The sequence below is a fragment of the Sphingomonas sp. GW821-FHT10F09 genome, assembly GCF_058809195.1.
On sequence record NZ_JBXASI010000003.1, the window covers coordinates 326,502 to 344,131 of the forward strand.

19 protein-coding genes are annotated in these 17,630 nt (G+C 68.0%); 7 read left to right on the top strand and 12 right to left on the bottom strand.

Features of this window, described 5'->3' with window-relative positions:
• The first annotated feature begins 70 nt into the window (after positions 1-70).
• The gene (locus AC1RTO_RS12220) at positions 71-2,428 is read left to right on the top strand and encodes a putative bifunctional diguanylate cyclase/phosphodiesterase (protein ID WP_493161104.1); all 2,358 of its coding nucleotides are present in this window, start codon (positions 71-73) and stop codon (positions 2,426-2,428) included.
• A 13-nt stretch (positions 2,429-2,441) separates the two neighbouring features.
• On the opposite strand, the gene AC1RTO_RS12225 is transcribed toward AC1RTO_RS12220, so the two are convergent.
• From AC1RTO_RS12225 to AC1RTO_RS12250, 6 genes are all read right to left on the bottom strand, one after another.
• Positions 2,442-2,723 (bottom strand): hypothetical protein, encoded by a 282-nt coding sequence (locus tag AC1RTO_RS12225; protein WP_493161105.1) that lies wholly within the window; start codon positions 2,721-2,723, stop codon positions 2,442-2,444.
• A complete protein-coding gene (locus AC1RTO_RS12230; RefSeq protein WP_493161106.1) occupies positions 2,720-3,541 on the bottom strand; it encodes a hypothetical protein in 822 nt (273 codons plus the stop codon). The genes AC1RTO_RS12225 and AC1RTO_RS12230 overlap by 4 nt, the downstream gene beginning before the upstream one ends.
• A gap of 217 nt (positions 3,542-3,758) precedes the next feature.
• Positions 3,759-5,165, bottom strand: coding sequence for a dihydrolipoyl dehydrogenase (gene lpdA / locus AC1RTO_RS12235; protein ID WP_493161107.1), 1,407 nt, complete (start codon positions 5,163-5,165; stop codon positions 3,759-3,761).
• A 38-nt stretch (positions 5,166-5,203) separates the two neighbouring features.
• Complete coding sequence (locus AC1RTO_RS12240; protein ID WP_493161108.1) at positions 5,204-5,587, bottom strand: acyl-CoA thioesterase; 384 nt, start codon at positions 5,585-5,587, stop codon at positions 5,204-5,206.
• A complete protein-coding gene (locus AC1RTO_RS12245) occupies positions 5,584-5,784 on the bottom strand; it encodes a hypothetical protein (RefSeq protein WP_293873142.1) in 201 nt (66 codons plus the stop codon). The genes AC1RTO_RS12240 and AC1RTO_RS12245 overlap by 4 nt, the downstream gene beginning before the upstream one ends.
• Before the next feature lie 7 nt (positions 5,785-5,791).
• Positions 5,792-7,144, bottom strand: a complete 1,353-nt coding sequence (locus AC1RTO_RS12250) for a pyruvate dehydrogenase complex dihydrolipoamide acetyltransferase (RefSeq protein WP_493161109.1) — start codon at positions 7,142-7,144, stop codon at positions 5,792-5,794.
• A 110-nt stretch (positions 7,145-7,254) separates the two neighbouring features.
• On the opposite strand from AC1RTO_RS12250, the gene AC1RTO_RS12255 reads away from it, so the two are divergent.
• From AC1RTO_RS12255 to AC1RTO_RS12265, 3 genes are all read left to right on the top strand, one after another.
• A complete protein-coding gene (locus AC1RTO_RS12255) occupies positions 7,255-7,710 on the top strand; it encodes a universal stress protein (RefSeq protein WP_293873146.1) in 456 nt (151 codons plus the stop codon).
• A gap of 65 nt (positions 7,711-7,775) precedes the next feature.
• Positions 7,776-7,946: a hypothetical protein gene (locus tag AC1RTO_RS12260; RefSeq protein WP_493161110.1), complete on the top strand. Its 171-nt coding sequence runs from the start codon at positions 7,776-7,778 to the stop codon at positions 7,944-7,946.
• A gap of 54 nt (positions 7,947-8,000) precedes the next feature.
• Positions 8,001-9,284: a M20/M25/M40 family metallo-hydrolase gene (locus tag AC1RTO_RS12265; protein WP_493161111.1), complete on the top strand. Its 1,284-nt coding sequence runs from the start codon at positions 8,001-8,003 to the stop codon at positions 9,282-9,284.
• A 284-nt stretch (positions 9,285-9,568) separates the two neighbouring features.
• Here AC1RTO_RS12265 and AC1RTO_RS12270 read toward each other — a convergent pair whose 3' ends face one another.
• From AC1RTO_RS12270 to AC1RTO_RS12285, 4 genes are all read right to left on the bottom strand, one after another.
• Positions 9,569-10,471 (bottom strand): D-alanyl-D-alanine carboxypeptidase family protein, encoded by a 903-nt coding sequence (locus tag AC1RTO_RS12270; protein WP_493161112.1) that lies wholly within the window; start codon positions 10,469-10,471, stop codon positions 9,569-9,571.
• Between the two features lie 16 nt (positions 10,472-10,487).
• Positions 10,488-10,820: a hypothetical protein gene (locus tag AC1RTO_RS12275; protein WP_493161113.1), complete on the bottom strand. Its 333-nt coding sequence runs from the start codon at positions 10,818-10,820 to the stop codon at positions 10,488-10,490.
• An 11-nt stretch (positions 10,821-10,831) separates the two neighbouring features.
• Positions 10,832-12,253, bottom strand: coding sequence for a L,D-transpeptidase family protein (locus tag AC1RTO_RS12280; protein ID WP_493161114.1), 1,422 nt, complete (start codon positions 12,251-12,253; stop codon positions 10,832-10,834).
• A 137-nt stretch (positions 12,254-12,390) separates the two neighbouring features.
• Complete coding sequence (locus tag AC1RTO_RS12285; protein WP_493161115.1) at positions 12,391-13,884, bottom strand: replicative DNA helicase; 1,494 nt, start codon at positions 13,882-13,884, stop codon at positions 12,391-12,393.
• Between the two features lie 80 nt (positions 13,885-13,964).
• On the opposite strand from AC1RTO_RS12285, the gene AC1RTO_RS12290 reads away from it, so the two are divergent.
• Genes AC1RTO_RS12290 through AC1RTO_RS12300 form a run of 3 tightly spaced genes read left to right on the top strand, consistent with a single transcriptional unit; the run spans position 13,965 to position 15,570 of the window.
• The gene (locus AC1RTO_RS12290; RefSeq protein WP_493161116.1) at positions 13,965-14,447 is read left to right on the top strand and encodes a UPF0262 family protein; all 483 of its coding nucleotides are present in this window, start codon (positions 13,965-13,967) and stop codon (positions 14,445-14,447) included.
• Positions 14,447-15,124 carry a GH25 family lysozyme gene (locus AC1RTO_RS12295; protein ID WP_493161117.1) on the top strand — a complete coding sequence of 226 codons (678 nt, stop codon included), beginning with the start codon at positions 14,447-14,449 and terminating at the stop codon, positions 15,122-15,124. Before AC1RTO_RS12290 ends, AC1RTO_RS12295 begins: the two co-directional genes overlap by 1 nt.
• A complete protein-coding gene (locus AC1RTO_RS12300; RefSeq protein WP_493161118.1) occupies positions 15,121-15,570 on the top strand; it encodes a cytidine deaminase in 450 nt (149 codons plus the stop codon). The genes AC1RTO_RS12295 and AC1RTO_RS12300 overlap by 4 nt, the downstream gene beginning before the upstream one ends.
• A gap of 276 nt (positions 15,571-15,846) precedes the next feature.
• On the opposite strand, the gene AC1RTO_RS12305 is transcribed toward AC1RTO_RS12300, so the two are convergent.
• Both AC1RTO_RS12305 and AC1RTO_RS12310 read right to left on the bottom strand, forming a co-directional pair.
• Positions 15,847-17,031 carry an RcnB family protein gene (locus AC1RTO_RS12305; protein ID WP_493161119.1) on the bottom strand — a complete coding sequence of 395 codons (1,185 nt, stop codon included), beginning with the start codon at positions 17,029-17,031 and terminating at the stop codon, positions 15,847-15,849.
• Between the two features lie 114 nt (positions 17,032-17,145).
• The gene (locus AC1RTO_RS12310) at positions 17,146-17,628 is read right to left on the bottom strand and encodes a GAF domain-containing protein (RefSeq protein ID WP_493161120.1); all 483 of its coding nucleotides are present in this window, start codon (positions 17,626-17,628) and stop codon (positions 17,146-17,148) included.
• Positions 17,629-17,630 lie beyond the last annotated feature (2 nt).

The window sequence follows — 17,630 nt, forward strand, 5'->3', positions numbered from 1 at the left end:
AGCGCCGGATCGGACGTAAAAGCCGGCGCGGCTAACCATCCATCAACCTCGTGGCAGTAGATCCTGCCGCGTGAGCAAGACCTTATCGCCCGCGTCGGATCCCCATGCGATCCATTTCCTGCAATTGCTCGGGCTGCGCGACGGCGCGGATGCGGCGCAATGGGCGCGCATCCGCTCGACGCAGCTGGATGCGGGCCGGCGCCCTGCCCTGTTCCTGCTTGCCGCCAACCTGATCGGTGCGGCGGCGACGGTGTCGCTGTTCGCCGCGCAGGTGGGGCATGCGATCCTTGCCGGCTGGGCGGCACTGGTCGGGATCGTCTCGGTCACCGTCGCGATCCGCCGGCTCGGCACGCGCCATCGCGACGGCGGCTATGCGACGCAGGACGATGTCCGCGCGACCGTGCTGGAGGGGCTGGCGCTGGCGGTCGCCTGGTCGATCCCGTGCCTGGTGTTCAACACGCACCCGGGATCGAACGCGGCCTATGTCCTGTGGATGATCCTGTCGGTGCTGATGACCGCGGGCGCGGTGGCGATGGCGCCGCTGGCGCTGGCGACGATCGCCTTCGTCGGTGGCGTCGGGCTGACCGTGACCGGCAAGCTGGTGACGGTGGGCAGCTATGCCGCCGCGGCGGCGACGTCGCTGTTCACGGTCATGCTGATCGTCATCTGCCTCAACCGCGCCCGCTCGCTGGTCGTGATCCGCGCGAGCCAGATGGCGCTCGGCGAGCGCGACGAAACCGTCAGCCTGCTGCTGCGCGAATTCGAGGCGACCAATGCCGACTGGCTGTGGGAAACCGATGCCGCCCGGCGGATCGTCAAGGCCTCGCCGCGCTTCGCCTATGCCTGCGGACTGGATCCGATCACCATCGAGGGCCGCCCGTTCCTGCAGGTGCTCTCAGGCCCGGCGTGGGATACCGGCAATTTCTCCGCCGGCCTGCGCAACCTCGCGGACAAGCTGAAGACGCGCGAAAGCTTCCGCGACTTGCGGCTGCCGGTCGATGTCGGCGGCGACGAGCGCTGGTGGGAACTCGCCGCCAGCCCGCGCTTCGATGAAAAGGGGACGTTCTGCGGCTTTCGCGGCGTCGGATCCGACGTCACCGAACAGCGCGCCTCTGCCGACAAGATCAACCGGATGGCGCGCTTCGACACGCTGACCGGCCTGCCCAACCGGCTGATGGTCAACGAGACGTTGGTCCGGGCGATGGCGGATGCGGACAAATGGGGTGGCCGCTGCGCGTTCATGATGATCGACCTCGACCGGTTCAAGGCGGTCAACGACACGCTCGGCCATCCGATCGGCGACCGCCTGCTCAGCCGCGTCGCCGAACGGCTCGGCCGATTGATGAGCGACAACGAGACGTGCGGGCGGCTCGGCGGCGACGAATTCGCCGTAGTCATGCGCGACGCCACCGACACCACCGCGGTCGAAGGCCTTGCGCAGCGCATCATCGAGACGCTGTCGCGCCCCTATGAGGTCGATGCGCACACGCTGTACATCGGCGCGTCGGTCGGCCTCGCCATCGGCCCGCGCGACGGGCGTACCGCGGAGATGCTGATCCGCTCCGCCGACCTCGCCCTCTATCGCGCCAAGGATGCCGGTCGCGGCGTCTACCATGCCTATGAGCCCGAGCTGCACGTCCAGGCCGAGGAGCGCCGCGTGCTGGAAATGGCCTTGCGCCAGGCGCTCGAGAAGGGCGAAATGCATCTCCATTACCAGCCGGTCGTCGACGCCGGTTCGGGGCGGCTCAAGGGGTTCGAGGCGCTGCTGCGCTGGACGAGCCCGCTGTTCGGCAATGTTTCGCCGGCGAAGTTCATCCCGCTCGCCGAGGAGGCGCGGCTGATCCAGCCGATCGGCGAATGGGTGTTGCGCACCGCCTGCGCCGAGGCGGCGAACTGGCCGTCCGACGTCCGCGTCGCCGTCAACGTGTCGGCCGACCAGTTGCAGAACCCGAGCTTCGTCGCGGTCGTCACCTCGGCGCTGAGCAACGCCTGCCTGTCGGCGGAACGGCTCGAGCTGGAAGTGACCGAAAGCGTGTTCATGCACGAGGGGCTCGGCGCGACCAAGGTGCTGGAGCGCATCCTCGACCTCGGCGTGCGGCTGAGCCTCGACGATTTCGGCACCGGCTATTCCTCGCTCGGCTATCTGTCGCGCACCCGCTTCTCGTCGATCAAGATCGACCGCAGCTTCGTTCAGGGTGCGTCCAAAGGCGTCAAGGAAGCGATCGCGATCATCCGCGCCGTCGTCGCGCTGGCCCAGAGCCTCGGGATGGCGACGACGGCGGAGGGCGTGGAAACCGAATCGGAGCATCGCATGGTCCAGGATCTCGGCTGTACCAAGGTGCAGGGCTATTATTTCGGCCGCCCGCTGCCGGTCGAGGAAGCACGCGCGCTGGCGGCGCGGCAATGGGGCACCAGCGCGGCGGCGTGAGGATCGGAACCGGCTAATCCGCGTCGCTGGCGCGATAGGCGGTCACGGTCTGGAGCTGTCCGGTGATGTAGACGATGTCGGTGTCGATCACCGTTCCCGGCGGCACGGGGATCGGCTTGCCCGGCCGCAGGATGATCTTTCTGTTCCCTTTCTTGTCCTTGTCATAGCTGCCGATCGTCTCGCCGGCCTGATTGCCGATGCCGATCAGCGCCTTGCGCGGACCGTCGAGCTCGTTCATCGCCGCCTCCAGTTCGGCCAGGCTGCACGATGCCGCGAACGCCTTGTGCTTGATCATGGGAACGTCACTCCGGTTGCCGTGCTGATCCTGCCCATCAGCGCCTTCATTTCGTTGCGCGTGCAGTAGGTCGCCTCGACCGTGTCAGTGATCGCGTCGAGCGTCGGGACGGCGGGCGATGCGACATCGGTACCGACCATCTTGCCGATCGAGATCAGCGTCTGATCGTCGGCGGCGGTGCCGGGCTTGAGCTTGGCCAGGCCGCTCGCAAGATCGTCCCAGTCGCCGCCGACGCCCTTGTCAGGACGGCTGCATGCCGGCGTGACGTCGGTGTACAATTCCTCCGCCTTGGCCACCTCCCGGTTCGCCGATGCGGTGATCTGGCCGATCGCACCATCGATGCTGGCGCTGTTCTGGTAGGCGAACAGATCGGCGATCGCCTGCACGAGCGAATAGTCCGCAACGTCCTTGGCCAGCCCGGCGAGGATCGGCGCCCGTGCCGCGATCCGCCGCGCCTCGATACTGGCCATGATCGCCGGCAAGGCGCGTTCGAAATACACTTCCTTGCTCACCGCCGCCTTGGTACCGGTCAATCCGGCGCCGCCGGCGGACAGAATGTTGGCGAGCGGTGTGGTGACCACCGATCCGGCACCGGTCAGCGCGAGCACACCCAGTTCGAGGCCGAGGTTCGCACTCTTGGACTGGGCCGACAGCTTGCCGCGAAATTCATAATAGCGCGCGTCGATCGCGGCGAGATGGACCGTGATGAAGGCGTCGCGATACGCACGCGTTGCCGAGCCGTTCTCTACCCGGCTCGCCGCCTCTTCGAGCCGGTAGCTGCTGATGTCGGCAAGCGCGACGATGCCCTTCAAAGGCATTACCGGCCGCGGCGCACCGGAAAACGACGCACAGCCCGAAGATAAGGCAACGACACCAAGGGCTAAGCCCAGTCGATGCCGTATCGAAAACAGATAAACCATAGAACCCCCGCCCCTCCGACTCGATAAAGTCGTGGCGGAGGGTGGGGCGTTACTCTGCTATTGGCAATCGATCTTGAAGAGCCGCCCGTTCAGACTGCTCCGATACGGACGATCCTCAGTAATGAATGGCGCGTCCGTAAGCACCCAGCACGCTCTCGTGCATCATCTCGCTGAGCGTCGGATGGGCGAACACGGTTTCCATCAGTTCACGCTCGGTGGTTTCGAGCTGACGGGCGATAACATAGCCCTGAATCAACTCGGTAACTTCCGCGCCGACCATGTGCGCGCCAAGCAATTCGCCGGTCTTGGCGTCGAACACGGTCTTGACGAAGCCTTCCGCCTCACCGAGCGCGATCGCCTTGCCGTTGCCGATGAAGGGGAATTTGCCCGCCTTCACCTCATAACCGGCTTCCTTGGCCTTTGCCTCGGTAAAGCCGACGCTGGCAACCTGCGGGCGGCTGTAGGTGCAGCCGGGGATGTTCCACGTCTCGAACGGATGCGGGTCCTGGCCGGCGATCTTCTCGACGCAGACGATGCCTTCGTGGCTCGCCTTGTGCGCCAGCCACGGGGCACCGGTGACGTCGCCGATGGCGTAGATGCCCTCGACGTTCGTGCGGCCATAGCCGTCGACCTTGATGTGGCCGCGGTCGGTTTCGACGCCCAGCGCCTCGAGCCCGATATTCTCAGTGTTGGGCACGATGCCGATCGCGACGATGGCGTGGCTGAATTCGGTGCTGGTGACCTTGCCGTCCGCCCCCTTGATCGCCGCGGTGACGCCATTGGCGCCGCTTTCCAGCTTTTCGAGGCCCGATTTGGTGAGGATCTTGATCCCCTGCTTGGTCAGCGCCTTGGTCATGAACTCGCTGACCTCGGCATCCTCGACCGGCAGGATGCGGTCGAGCATTTCGACGATCGTGACGTCGGCACCCATGTCGTTGTAGAAGCTGGCGAATTCCACGCCGATCGCACCCGATCCGATGACCAGCAGCTTGGTCGGCATCACTTCGGGCACCATCGCGTGGCGATAGGTCCAGATGCGCTTGCCGTCGGCCTTGGCGAACGGCAGGTCGCGGGCACGCGCGCCGGTGGCGACCATGATATGCTTCGCCTCGAGGTCGATCGTCTTGTCGCCCTGCTTGACCTGCAGCTTGCCCCCGGACTTGCCGGCCCCGGTGAGCGCGCCGACGCCCTCGAAGACCTGGACCTTGTTCTTCTTCATCAGACCCTTGACGCCGGCATTGAGCTGGCCCGCGACCTTGCGGCTGCGATCGACGATCTTGCCGAGGTCGAAGCCGACATTGTCGGCCTTCAGCCCGTAGGCGTCGGCATGGGTCATGTAATGATAGACTTCGGACGTGCGCAGCAGCGCCTTGGTCGGGATACAGCCCCAGTTGAGACAGATGCCGCCCAGGCGCTCGCGCTCGACGATGCCGACCTTGAGGCCGAGCTGGCTAGCCCGGATCGCCGCGACATAGCCGCCGGGGCCGGAGCCGAGGATGAGGAGGTCGAAGGTATCAGCCACGTTGCGAGGTCCTTACCGGGGGAGGTTCAACACGAATGTCAGGAGAGCGGCGCGACCCGGCGGGGTGCGCGGTTTTCGTCGGTGGCGACGAAGATGAAGCGGGCCTGCGTCACCTTGCAGGCGTCGTTGGCGTGGCGGGCGCGGCGCCATGCCTCGACCTCGATCGTCATCGAGGTGTTGCCGACCGCGGTCAGCCGCGCATAGACCGACACCTCGTCGCCGACCAGGACGGGGGCATGGAACTTCATCGCATCGCAGGCGATCGTCACCGCCCGGCCGCCGGCATGGCGCGAGGCGACCGATCCGGCGGCAAGATCCATCTGCCCCATCAGCCAACCGCCGAAGATGTCGCCGTAGGGGTTGGCGTCGGCGGGCATTGCGGTGACGCGGATCGTCGGTGCGACGTCGGGCAGAGCCGTCATGCGCGCCTCCGGTCGATCGCGCGGGCGCGGCGCAGCGGACCGACGCCCATCAGCACCGTTGCCAGCATCGCCGCCGCACCGCACCACCAGATCACCTCATAGCCCAGCGGATAGGACCATGCCGCCGCCCAGGTCATCGCCGCGGCCGCGACCAGCCCGGCGACGATGTGCAGCAGTTCGACGGTTGTCCGCGCCACGCCTGCCTCAGGCGAGCATGCCGAGCGGCCGCTCGACCAGCGCCTTGAACACCTTCATCAGCTCGGCCCCGTCGGCCCCGTCGATCGCACGGTGATCGAAGCTGCCGGTCGCCGACATCACGGTCGCGACGGCCAGCTCGCCGTCAACGATATACGGCCGCTTCTCACCGGCGCCGATCGCCATGATCATGCCCTGCGGCGGATTGATGACCGCTTCGAACTGCTTGATGCCGAACATGCCCATGTTGCTGATCGACGCGGTGCCGCCCTGGAATTCCTCGGGCTTCAGCTTGTTCTCCTTGGCGCGGGCCGCAAGGTCCTTCACCTCGTTCGAGATCGCCGACAGGCTCTTGGTATCCGCACCGACGACGATCGGCGTGATGAGGCCCGACGGCGTCGATACCGCGACCGAGATGTCCGCGCGCTTGAAGCTGATGAGCTGGTCGGGCGTGAACATGACGTTGCACTTGGGCACCGCGATCAGCGCCTGCGCCAGCGCCTTCACCAGCATGTCGTTGACCGACAGCTTGACGCCACGGCTTTCCAGCGACGCGTTGAGCTCCCCGCGCAACTTCAACAGCGCGTCGAGCTGGATATCCACCGTCAGGTAGATGTGCGGCACCGTCTGCTTCGATTCGGTCAGGCGGCGCGCGATCGTCTTGCGCATGTTGCTGAGCTTGGTCGCCTCGTGCGGGATGTCCGGCACGGCAGCGGGCTTGGCGGCGGGCGCCGGTGCGGCCGCGGCGGTCGGGGCCGACTCGCTCTTCGCAGCCGCCGGTGCAGCCGCGCCGGGCTTCGCACCCTCGACGTCCGCCTTGACGATGCGGCCATTCGGACCCGACCCGCTCAGGCCGGACAGCTCGATACCCTTTTCGGCGGCGAGGCGGCGCGCGAGCGGGCTCGCCTTGACGCGATCGCCAGACTGAGCCGGAGCCGGGGCCGCGCCAGCATCGGCAGGCTTGCCGTGATCCTCCGCCTCGGTCACGTCGCGCTGGGCGGGCTTCGCCTCGTCGCCGGTCGCGTTGGGGTCCTTCGGATCGGGACGGCCCTTGAATTCGGGATCGGCGAGTTCGGGCGTCTCGCTCTTCGCCGGCGCCCTGACCGAGGATGCGTCCTCGCCCTCTTCGGCCAGGATCGCGATAACCGCGCCGACCTTCACATTGTCCGTGCCTTCGGCGATCAGGATCTTGGCGATCACGCCTTCGTCCACCGCCTCGAATTCCATCGTCGCCTTGTCGGTTTCGATTTCGGCCATGATGTCACCGCTCTTGACGGTGTCGCCTTCCTTGACGAGCCACTTGGCGAGCGTACCCTCTTCCATCGTCGGCGACAGCGCGGGCATCTTGATCTCGATCGACATGCAGGTCCTCTTGCCTGGGGAGCAGGTCGCTCCCTTCGCGCCCTACGCGCGGGGGGTCAAGCCTTGCACGGGCCGAAGGCGCGGACCACGTAACGGAAAAGGGGCAAAACATGCGCATATACCTCGTGGTGGTCGACGACAGTCCGGAAGCGGAGATCGCGCTGCGCTTCGCCGCACGCCGGGCGGTGAAGACCGGCGGCGGCGTCGAAATCCTGACCCTGATCCCGCCGCAGGAGTTTATCGCCTTCGGCGGCGTGCAGGCGACGATCGAGGAAGAGGCGCTGCTCCACGCCGAAGGGCTGGTGTCCGCCGCGGCGGGGACGCTGGTCAGCGAATCGGGGCTGAAGCCGTCGATCACCGTGCGGCAGGGCGACGGGCCGAAGATCATCCGCGAGATCATCGCCGCCAACCCGGACATCGCCGCGCTGGTGCTGGGCGCCGCGCCGGCGGGATCGCCGGGTACGCTCGTCACGCATTTCGCCGGGTCGGACGCCGGTGCCCTGCCCGTCCCGGTGATGATCATACCGGGATCGCTGACCCGCGAGGCGATCGACCGTCTGAGCTGACGCGCGGTCGGCGCAGGACAATGAAATCGTTTGCATTTTCCCGTATGCGGATCGTATAATCTTGCATGTCCACCAATCTTTCGCCGCCGATGCCCTACATCCGGGCGCTCGACCTGCTGACCCGCGCGCTCAGCACGCTGGACGACCTCGACGAAGGAATCGCCGCCGCGCAGCTGAGCGGGGTCATCGATCTAGTCGCGGCGCGGCTCGGCGACCAGAGTCGCTGCACGCATTGATCGGCTAAATCAGGGGCTTGAGCGGACGGGCGCGACGCGCCACACCGCCATGCCATGCTGATCCTCCCGCTCCTCGCCGCCGCTGCCGCCACCGCCGCGGCCCCCTCCCCCGATCCCGCCCGATTGAAGGCGAGCGTCACCGCGCTGGTCGGCTTCGGCACGCGGCACACCCTGTCGTCGACCACCGATCCGAAGCGCGGCATCGGTGCGGCGCGCAACTGGGCAGCGAAGCAGTTCGAGGCGATCGGGCGCGACTGCGGTGGCTGCATCAAGGTCGAACGGATCAGCCGCAGCTTCACCGGGCCGCGCGCACCCGGTGGCGTCGTCGTCGAGGACGTGCTCGGCATCCAGCGCGGCCGCGATCCCGACCGCGTTGTCATCATCGGCGGGCATATCGACAGCCGCGTCACCGACGTGATGGACGCGACCAGCGACGCGCCGGGCGCCAACGACGATGCGTCGGGCGTGGCGCTGGTGCTGGAAACCGCGCGGCTGCTGTCGAAGCGCCGGTTCGATGCGACGATCGTCTACGTCGCCTTCTCCGCCGAGGAACAGGGGCTGTGGGGGGCGGAGCTGCTCGCCGACACCGCCGCGACGCGGGGCTGGACCGTCACCGCGATGCTCAACAACGACATCGTCGGCAATTCGATCGGCCAGGGCGGCGTGCGCGATGCGGGCCGCGTCCGCGTCTTTTCCGAAGGCATCCGCGCGGTCGAGGACATGCCCGGGCAGCAGCGTCGCCGCGGCGAGGGCGGCGAGGACGACGGCCCCAGCCGCGCGCTCGCCAAGACGATCGACGGCATCGCCGATGCGATCCCCGGCGGCTTCGACGTGGTGATCGACCGCCGTCCCGATCGCTTCGGACGCGGCGGCGACCACGAACCGTTCCTCAAGCGCGGCTATCCCGCGGTGCGATTCTCGGTCGGCGCGGAAAACTGGGATCGCCAGCATCAGGACCTGCGTACCGAGAACGGAACGGTCTATGGCGACACGATCGAGGGAATGGATTTCGCCTATCTGGCGAAGGTGACGGCGATCAACGCCGCAACGATCGCCAGCCTCGCCGCCGCCCCCGCTGCCCCTGCGAACGTCACCCTGGTCGGCGACCTGTCGCGCGATACCAAGGTAAGCTGGACGCCAGTGCCGGACGCGGCGGGCTATCGCATCCGCTGGCGTGCCAACGACACCGCGGCCTGGGCCAAATCGCGCGACGTGCAGGGCAGCGAGGCGGTGGTGCGGGAGGTGCCGGTGGACGATACCTTCTTTGCGGTGTCGGCGCTGGCGGCGGATGGCAGCGAGAGCCTGCCGACGTTCGGAGGGCGGGCGGCGCGGCGTTAGTTGGGTTTGCGCGAGGATGGGTTCACGCGAAGACGCTAAGCCGCGAAGAAGGGGGATTCACGCGGAGACGCGGAGACGCGGAGGACGCAGAGATCATTTGGCGCAGCGCAGCTGCTTTCTATCAGGCCGCAGTGGCGAGCGCAGGATGAGATTGCCTGCGGCGCAACATCCTCTGCGCCTCTGCGCGAATCTTTGCCTTTTCTTCTCCGCGTCTCCGCGTCTCCGCGTGAATCCCCTTCTCCGCGGCTTCGCGTGAACCTGAAAACCTCTCGGCATCACAAAGATCAGTCCGCCGGCAACGCCCCGCCGTTCCCCAGCCATTCCTCCAGCGTATCGGGGATGGCCCGCGGTGGCGGGGGTGGCAACGGCGCGGCGCGGCCGAAGCCTTCGGTCAGCAGCTTAGCGACGAGGCGGTCGCGGAGCTGGACCGAGCGTTCGCCGATCACGACCGCGATCAGCCGGCGATCGCCGCGTTTGGCGGACGCCGCCAGCGCGAAGCCGGCCTCGGCGGTATAGCCGGTCTTGAGGCCGTCCGCGCCCGGATAGGCGCCGAGCAGGTGGTTGTGGTTCTGCACCGTCCGCCCGCCCCAGCTGAAGCTGCGTGTCGCGAAGACCGCATAGCGCCGCGGATGGTCGCGTTGCAGCGCCAGCGACAGCCGCGCCATGTCCTGCGCGGTGGTCAGGTTTGCGCCCGGCAGGCCGGTCGAATTGGTGAAAGAGGTATCCTCGAGGCCAAGCGCGCGCGCCTTGGCGGTCATCATCCGGGCGAACCGGTCCTCGGTCCCGCCAACCGTTTCGGCAAGCGCGACGGCGACGTCGTTCGCCGACACCACCGCGACCGCGCGGATCGCCTGGTCGACCGTCATCGTCGCGCCCGGCGCCAGCCCGATGCGCGACGGCGGCTGCCGCGAGGCATAGCGCGAGATCCGCACAGCATCGCCGAGCCGCAGCGTCCCCGCGTCGAGCGCGTCGAACGTCAGGAACAAAGTCATCATCTTGGTAAGCGAAGCAGGCCGCCGGACGATCCCGGCGTTTGCCGCATACAGGATGCTGCCGTCGCTTGCATCCATCACGATCGCCGACACGGGCCGCGTCACCGCGTCCGCCGGCGCGATCGGCGCGGCCAGCCCCGCCAGCAGCAAGGCCCCGCACCCGCGTTGGAACGTGCGGCGCGACAGCATCGTCATACCCGACCGGCCGTGGTTACTGCGGCGTCTGGTCGTTGCCCGCCGGCGCCTCGTCGCGCGACACGCGCGAGGTCATGCCGGTGGCGTCGGCATCCTCGATCATCTGCGCATCCGGCGCCACCGGCGCTTCCGGCGGCACGTCGATCGCGGCGGTGTTGGCGTCGACCGTCGGCGGCAGCGTCTCCGTCGGCTCGGCCGAGGGCGGCGCATCGGGCGTCGCCTCGTCCATCGGCGCCTGCTCCGTCATGTTCTCGTCGAGAGGCTGTTCGGGCTCGGACCGCGAACAGGCCGCCAGCAGCAGCAATCCGGCGGCCAGCGCCGCCCCGGTCTTCATCATACGCATACGCATCACGCTCCCTTTCACCGTGCCGCGATCATCTGGCTCGCCGAGCGCGCCTCGATCTTCGCCGCCAACGTTGCATCCCATCCATAGGGATCGTCACGGAAATTCATCTGGCCGTTGCCGCTGGCAAAAGCGGTCCAGTAGAGCAGGTAGACCGACACCGGCTTCATCAGCCGCGCCCGCACGGTATCGCCCTTGTCGACGGTCGCGGCGATCGCCTCCGGCGTCCAGGCGGGATCGCCCTTCAGCAGCAGCTGCGCAAGGTCGGCGGGCTTTTCCAGCCGGACGCAGCCGTGGCTGGCGAGCCGGCTGAAGCTCGCGAACTTCGCCCGCGACGGCGTGTCGTGGAGGTAGACCGAGAAGGCATTGTCGAAGTCGAACTTGTAGCGGCCGAGCGCGCTCTGGTCGCCCGCCTTTTGTTGCAGGCGGGTGCCATCGATGACGCGGAAGCCGTTGCGCCGGAAATAGCCGGGACTCTTCTTTTCCTTCGGCCACAGCTCCTTGGTCGCGATCGAGGTCGGCACGTTCCACGGCGGGTTGATGACGACGCTGTGGATGGTCGAGGACAGCATCGGCGTCTCGTCGCCCGGCCGTCCGGTGACCGCGCGCATCGACATCACCGGCTGGTCGCCATCGAACACCGTCAGCACCGCGGCGGCGATGTTCACCTGGATGCGGTCGCGCGGCAGGTCCTGCGGCAACCAGCGCCAGCGCTCCATATTGGCCATGATCTGCCGCACCCGCGCCTGCGCCGGCACGTTGAGCGCCGCCAGCGTCTGCGTCGACACGGTGCCGGTCGGGTTGAGGCCGTAGCGACGCTGCGCACGGCGGACCGATTCGAGCAGTTTCGCGTCGAAATTGCCGGTGGCGGCGACGTCGGTGTCCTCGACCGCCAGCCGCTTGCGCAGCGCGAGCACGCGCGGTCCGCTCGCGCCCATGCCGAGGTCCGGCCCGGCGGCGAGTGCCGGCCAGCCGCCCGCGGCGGCGATGCTGCGATAGCGTTCCAGCCCCGCCTTCAGCCCGTCATAGCCCGAATAGGGCGGCGGCAGCGCGGCGAACCATGCGGCGATCCGGTCGCGGCGCACCGCATCGGCGAAGCCGGGCAGCGGATCGAAGGTCGGCGGGCGCAGGCCCCAGTCGCGCTGGAAATCCGCCTCCGCCAGCCGTCCGGCATGGACCGCACGGGCATGGTCGAGCGCGTCGCGCACCAGCCGCTCGCGGGCGGCGGCGTCCATCGGCTGCGGCGCGGCAAGGCTGAGCCCCTGCGCCAGCGTGTCCCGCGACAGCAATGTCGCCAGCTGCGTCGCCTGCGCGTCGGTCAATTGCGGCAGCGGGATCGTCGGGACGACCACCGGCGGCGCCACGACGGCGGACGGCGGCACCGGAATCGGCACCACCTGCGCCGTCGCCGGCATCGCCGGCAGGAGCATGGCGGCCATCGCCACCGTCGCTATGGTTCGTGTCATGCTGTTCCCCTGGACGGCCCCGCTCGAAGCGCCGGGCCATCGCACCGTTCACCTCGCTCTAGGCTGAACGGACCGGTGCTGACTACCTTTGCGAACAGGATTTTTTGGCCTCAATAGCCCGCATAGTCGCTGAACTTGGTGATCGTCGGGTCGAACTTCAGCACCACCTTGCCGGTCGCGCCGTGGCGCTGTTTGGCGACGATCATCTCGGCGAGGCCATAGACTCTTTCCATGTCGCTCGCCCATTTGGCGTGGTCCTCGAACACCTTCGCCTCGTCGCCCTCCATCGGGCGCTTGGGCTCGCGCTGCGCGGTGTAATAATCCTCGCGGAACACGAACCAGACCATGTCCGCGTCCTGCTCGATCGAACCCGATTCGCGCAGGTCGGACAGCATCGGCCGCTTGTCCTCGCGGCTTTCGACCGCGCGGCTGAGCTGCGACAGCGCGAGCACCGGCACATTCATGTCCTTGGCCAGCGTCTTCAATCCGCGCGAGATTTCCGAAATCTCCTGCACGCGATTCTCCTTCGACCCCTTGCCGCCGCTGGTCAGCAGCTGGAGATAGTCGACCACGACCAGCCCGATCTGGTTGTTGTGGCGGCGCTGCAGGCGGCGGACGCGGGTGTGGAGGGCGCTGATCGACAGGCCGCCGGTATCGTCGATGAACAGCGGCAAATTCTCGAGCTCCGCCGCCGCCGCGGCGAGCTGGCCGAATTCGGCCTTGCTGATCTTGCCCATGCGCAGGCTTTCGGAGCTGATCTGCGACTGTTCGGCGAGGATACGCGTCGCCAGCTGGTCGGCACTCATCTCGAGGCTGAAGAAGACGACCTTCGCCCCCACCGATTCGCTCGGCGGGATGCCGTCGGCCATGTCGCGCATCCAGCGGCGCGCGGCGTTAAAGGCGATATTCGTGGCGAGCGACGTCTTGCCCATGCCGGGACGGCCGGCGAGAATCATGAGATCGGAATGGTGCATGCCACCGATCTTGGCATTGACGCTGTCGAGGCCGGTGGTGACGCCCGACAGGTTGCCGCCCGAATTGAGCGCGCGTTCGGCCATCTTGACCGCCATCGTCGTCGCCTGCGCGAAGCTCTTGGTGGCATTCTCCGCGCCGCCGTCGCCCGCGACCTTGTAGAGTTCCTCCTCCGCCGCCTCGATCTGCGCCCGCGGATTGACCTCTTCGGAGGTGTCCATCGCGCGTTCGACCAGCGTCCGCCCGACGCTGACCAGCGCCCGCAGCATGGCGAGGTCGTAGATCTGCGTCGCGAACTGGCGCGCGCCGATCAGACCCGCGCCAGACCCGGTCAGGCTGGCGAGATAGGACGGCCCACCGAGTTCGCGCATGCCCTCGTCGGCCTCGAACATCGGCCGGAGCGTCACCGGCGTCGCCAGCATGTCGTTGGCGCGCAGCGTCTTGATGGCGGCGAAGATGCGGGCGTGAACGGGTTCGTAAAAATGCACCGGCTCCAGCCGGTCGACCAGATCGTCGGCGAGTCGGTTGTCGATCATCATCGCGCCGAGCATCGCCGCTTCGGCCTCGACGTTGCGGGGCAATTGCAAGGGTTCGGCGGGAGCCGCCGGAGTCGGGAATGCGAGTGTGGCCATACCGCTCGCTATACCGCTCGTGGACCTTCGCCGACAAACTCGGAATTGTCGTGGACGGGCTAGACCTATATCGGACGACGATGGCCGACCCGCGGATCATCGACATCACCCTGGACGAGCACAGCATCGGCTGGCGCTCGGCCGACGTCGAGCAGGAACGGCGGATCGCGATCTTCGACCTGCTGGAAGGCAATCACTTCGCGCCGCAGCGCCAGCATGCCGACGGTTATGCCGGGCCGTACCGGATCAAGCTCGAATCGGCGGAGGGGCGGCTCGGCATCCACATCCACCGCGAGGACGACAGCCATCTGGAGACGCTGGTGCTGGCGCTCGGGCGCTTCCGCCGGTCGATCAAGGACTATTTCGCGATTTGCGACAGCTATTATCAGGCGATACGCGCCGCCACCCCGCAACAGATCGAGACCGTCGATATGGCACGTCGTGCCGTCCACAATGATGCCGCAGACCTGCTGCGCGAACGGCTGGAGGGCAAGATCGACGTCGATTTCGATACCGCGCGCCGGCTGTTCACGCTGATCTGCGTCCTGCACCTGCGCGGCTGATGGCCTACGGACTGTTCAAAGCGGCGGGCGTGCTCGTCGGCGCCGGGCTGCTCGGCATCGCCGGCTGGAGTTTCGCGACCGGATGGCATCCCGCGCCTAGCCAATATCCGTTGCAGGGCATCGACCTGGGCGAAAATCCCGGCGCGATCGAATGGGGGACGGTGCGCGCGCGCGGTGCCGATTTCGCCTATCTGGTCGCGACGTCGGGGGCCGACCGCCGCGATCCGGGGTTCGAGGCGAACTGGGCCGCGGTGCCCGAGGCGGGGCTGCGGCGCGGCGCGGTGCATCTGTTTTCCTTGTGCCAGCTGGCGGCGGATCAGGCGAATGCGTTCAATGCGTTCGTGCCGCGCACCGACGACGCTTTGCCGATGGCGGTCGACGTCAGCTATCGCGCCGATTGCACCGCGCGGCCCGACCGCAACGTGCTCGCCGACGAAGTGCGCAACTTCATCCAGATGGTCGAGACGCATACCCGCAAGCCGGTGTTGCTGCGCATCACCAAGGCGGTGGACAAGGATTACCAATTGTCCGCCGCGATCGACCGGCCGGTCTGGGCGATCGGCAATCTTTTCCCGCCGAGCTATGCCGCGCGGCCGTGGCGGATGTGGCGCGCCAGCGACATCCGCCGCATCGACGGCATCGAAGGCTCCGTAAACTGGAACGTCGTAGCGCCATGACCGAAGACACCACCCGCCTGATCCATGCCGCGCGCGAGGCGGCGACGCGCGCGCATGCGCCCTATTCGCGCTTCGCGGTGGGGGCGGCGCTGCTGATGACCGACGGCAGCCTCGTCACCGGCGCCAACGTCGAGAATGCCAGCTACGGCCTGTCGCTGTGCGCCGAGACGGTGGCGATCGCCACGGCGAGCGCGGCGGGGCGGCTGCGCGAGGTGGTCGCGGTCGGCGTGATCGGCGGCGCGATGGACGCAAACGGGCGCGCCACCGGCACGACCCCGGTCAGCCCGTGCGGTCGCTGCCGGCAGGTGCTCAACGAGGCCGCGCAGCTCGGCGGCCGCGACATCGCGGTATATTGCGGCGCGGCGGAGGGCGATGCGGTGGCGAGCTATCGCCTGTCCGAACTGCTGCCGCAGGCGTTCGGACCGGCGGATCTGGGGATCGGCTGACGCAGCCGGTGGGCGGCAGTCTTTTCCCCTGTCCGTCGTTGCGAGCGGAGCGAAGCAATCCAGAGCCACACGCGTGATGCTCTGTATTGCCGCGTCGCTACGCTCCCCGCAATGACGATTCAGGGCGGCGGGCGGAGGTCTTTTCCCCTGTCCGTCATTGCGAGCGGAGCGAAACAATCCAGAGCCGCACGCGTAATGCTCTGGATTGCTGCGCCGCTGCGCTCCTCGCCATGACGATTCAGGCCGGGGTCGTTCCGCCCTGCCGGTCCGCCGTGGTCAGTTGCACCGGCACGTCGGAGCCGGGCGCCAGACGCGCTTCGTCTTGGTCCGTGCGCGCGGCTTGCGGGTGTAGGTGACGGCGTCCTCGTAGATTTCGGTCGTGGTGGTCGTCACCACCGGGGCGCTCTGCACCACGACCGTCGTGGTCGACGCGCCGGGGTAGAAATAGCCGCCGCGATAATAGCCGCCGGCGCCGCTGGTGGTGGTGACCGTCGTCGTGCCGTCGGCCGAACGCCAGCTCGGTCCGCCCGGGGCATAGCCGACCGGTGGCGGCGGCGGCGTCATCGGGGCGACCGGCACGCCATGGCCGCGGTCGTAGACCGGCGGCGGCGGCGGGGCGCGGCGATCCTCCGCCCTGTCGATCGCATAGCCGGCGGCGGCACCGACGCCCGCGCCGATCAGCGTCCCGCCGAGGCGATTGCCACGGCCGGCGATCAGATTGCCCGCGACGCCGCCGACGGCCGCACCCGCCACCGCACCGCCGACGCCATCGTCGCGCCGGTAGCCACGATCGTCATAGCCGCGATCGTCATAACCCCGGTCATCGTAGCCGCGATCGTCAACGCCACGGTCATCATAGCCGCCGTCGGCGTAGACGCGGTCGTCGCCGGCATCATAGCCGTCGTCGTACCGGTCCCAGTCGATGCCGTCGCGCGTGTCGTAGACCGAGCCGCGCGCGTCGACGAGCACCGCATCGTCGTAATAGCGGATCCAGTTATAGCCGGCGGACGGCTGGGTCAGGCCGTAGGACTGCCAGTCGCTGATGTAGAAGCGCGGGGCGACCCAATAGGTCGGCAGCGCATAGCCGCGATACGGCCGGCGATAGGCGCTCCAGCCCCCGGGAGCGTTGGCGCCACCCCACCAGCGGCCACCGACCTTGCTGCCCCAGCGCGGCTGGCCGGGGTGGACCATCGGCGGGCGGGCGTTGCCGTTCCAGCCTGCGGGCCGGCCGGGCTGCACCGTCGGGCGCTGGCCGGGATAGCCGCCGCGCTGCCACGTCTGCGGCTGCCACGGTCCGCGCGGCTGGATCGCCGGCGCGGGCGCGATGGCCTGCCGCGGCGCCGGATAGCTTGCGCCGGGGCGCATGCCGCCCGGGCCGTGCGCGACGACGCGCTGCTGCGCATCGGCACCACCGGTCGCGGCCAGCGCCAGCCCCGCAGTCGCGATCAACCAGGTCCGCATCGTCTTCTCCCTGTTCCGGCGCGCGCCCCCTCGCGCCGACGGTTAACATCGTGTTGACGATTGGCTTATCACTTGGTTCCTGGAGTCGCCAGCGGACCGCTGTCCCCTTTTGGATCAGCCGAGCCGCGTCGCCAGCAGTGTCGCAAGTGCCTCGCAACCCACGGCATCCTCCGCATCGAACCGCGCCGGTTCGGGACTGTCGAGGTCGAGCACGCCGATCAGCGCGTCGCCGCGGACGATCGGAACGACCAGTTCCGACCGGCTCGCCGCATCGCAGGCGATATGGCCGGGAAAGGCGTGGACGTCCTCGACCAGTTGCGTCGCGCGGGTCGCGGCGGCGGCGCCGCAGACGCCCTTGCCCACCGGAATGCGGATACAGGCCGCCTTGCCCTGAAACGGCCCGAGCACCAGTTCGTCACCGACCAGCCGGTAAAAGCCGGCCCAGTTGAGGTCGGGCAGATATTGCCAGACCAGCGCCGCGGCGTTCGCCATGTTGGCGATTCCATCGGGTTCGTCCGCAGTCAGCGCGTCGAGCGCCGACAGCAGGTCGCGATACAGGTCGGCCTTCGAGCCGGCGGAGATGTCGAACTGGTACATGG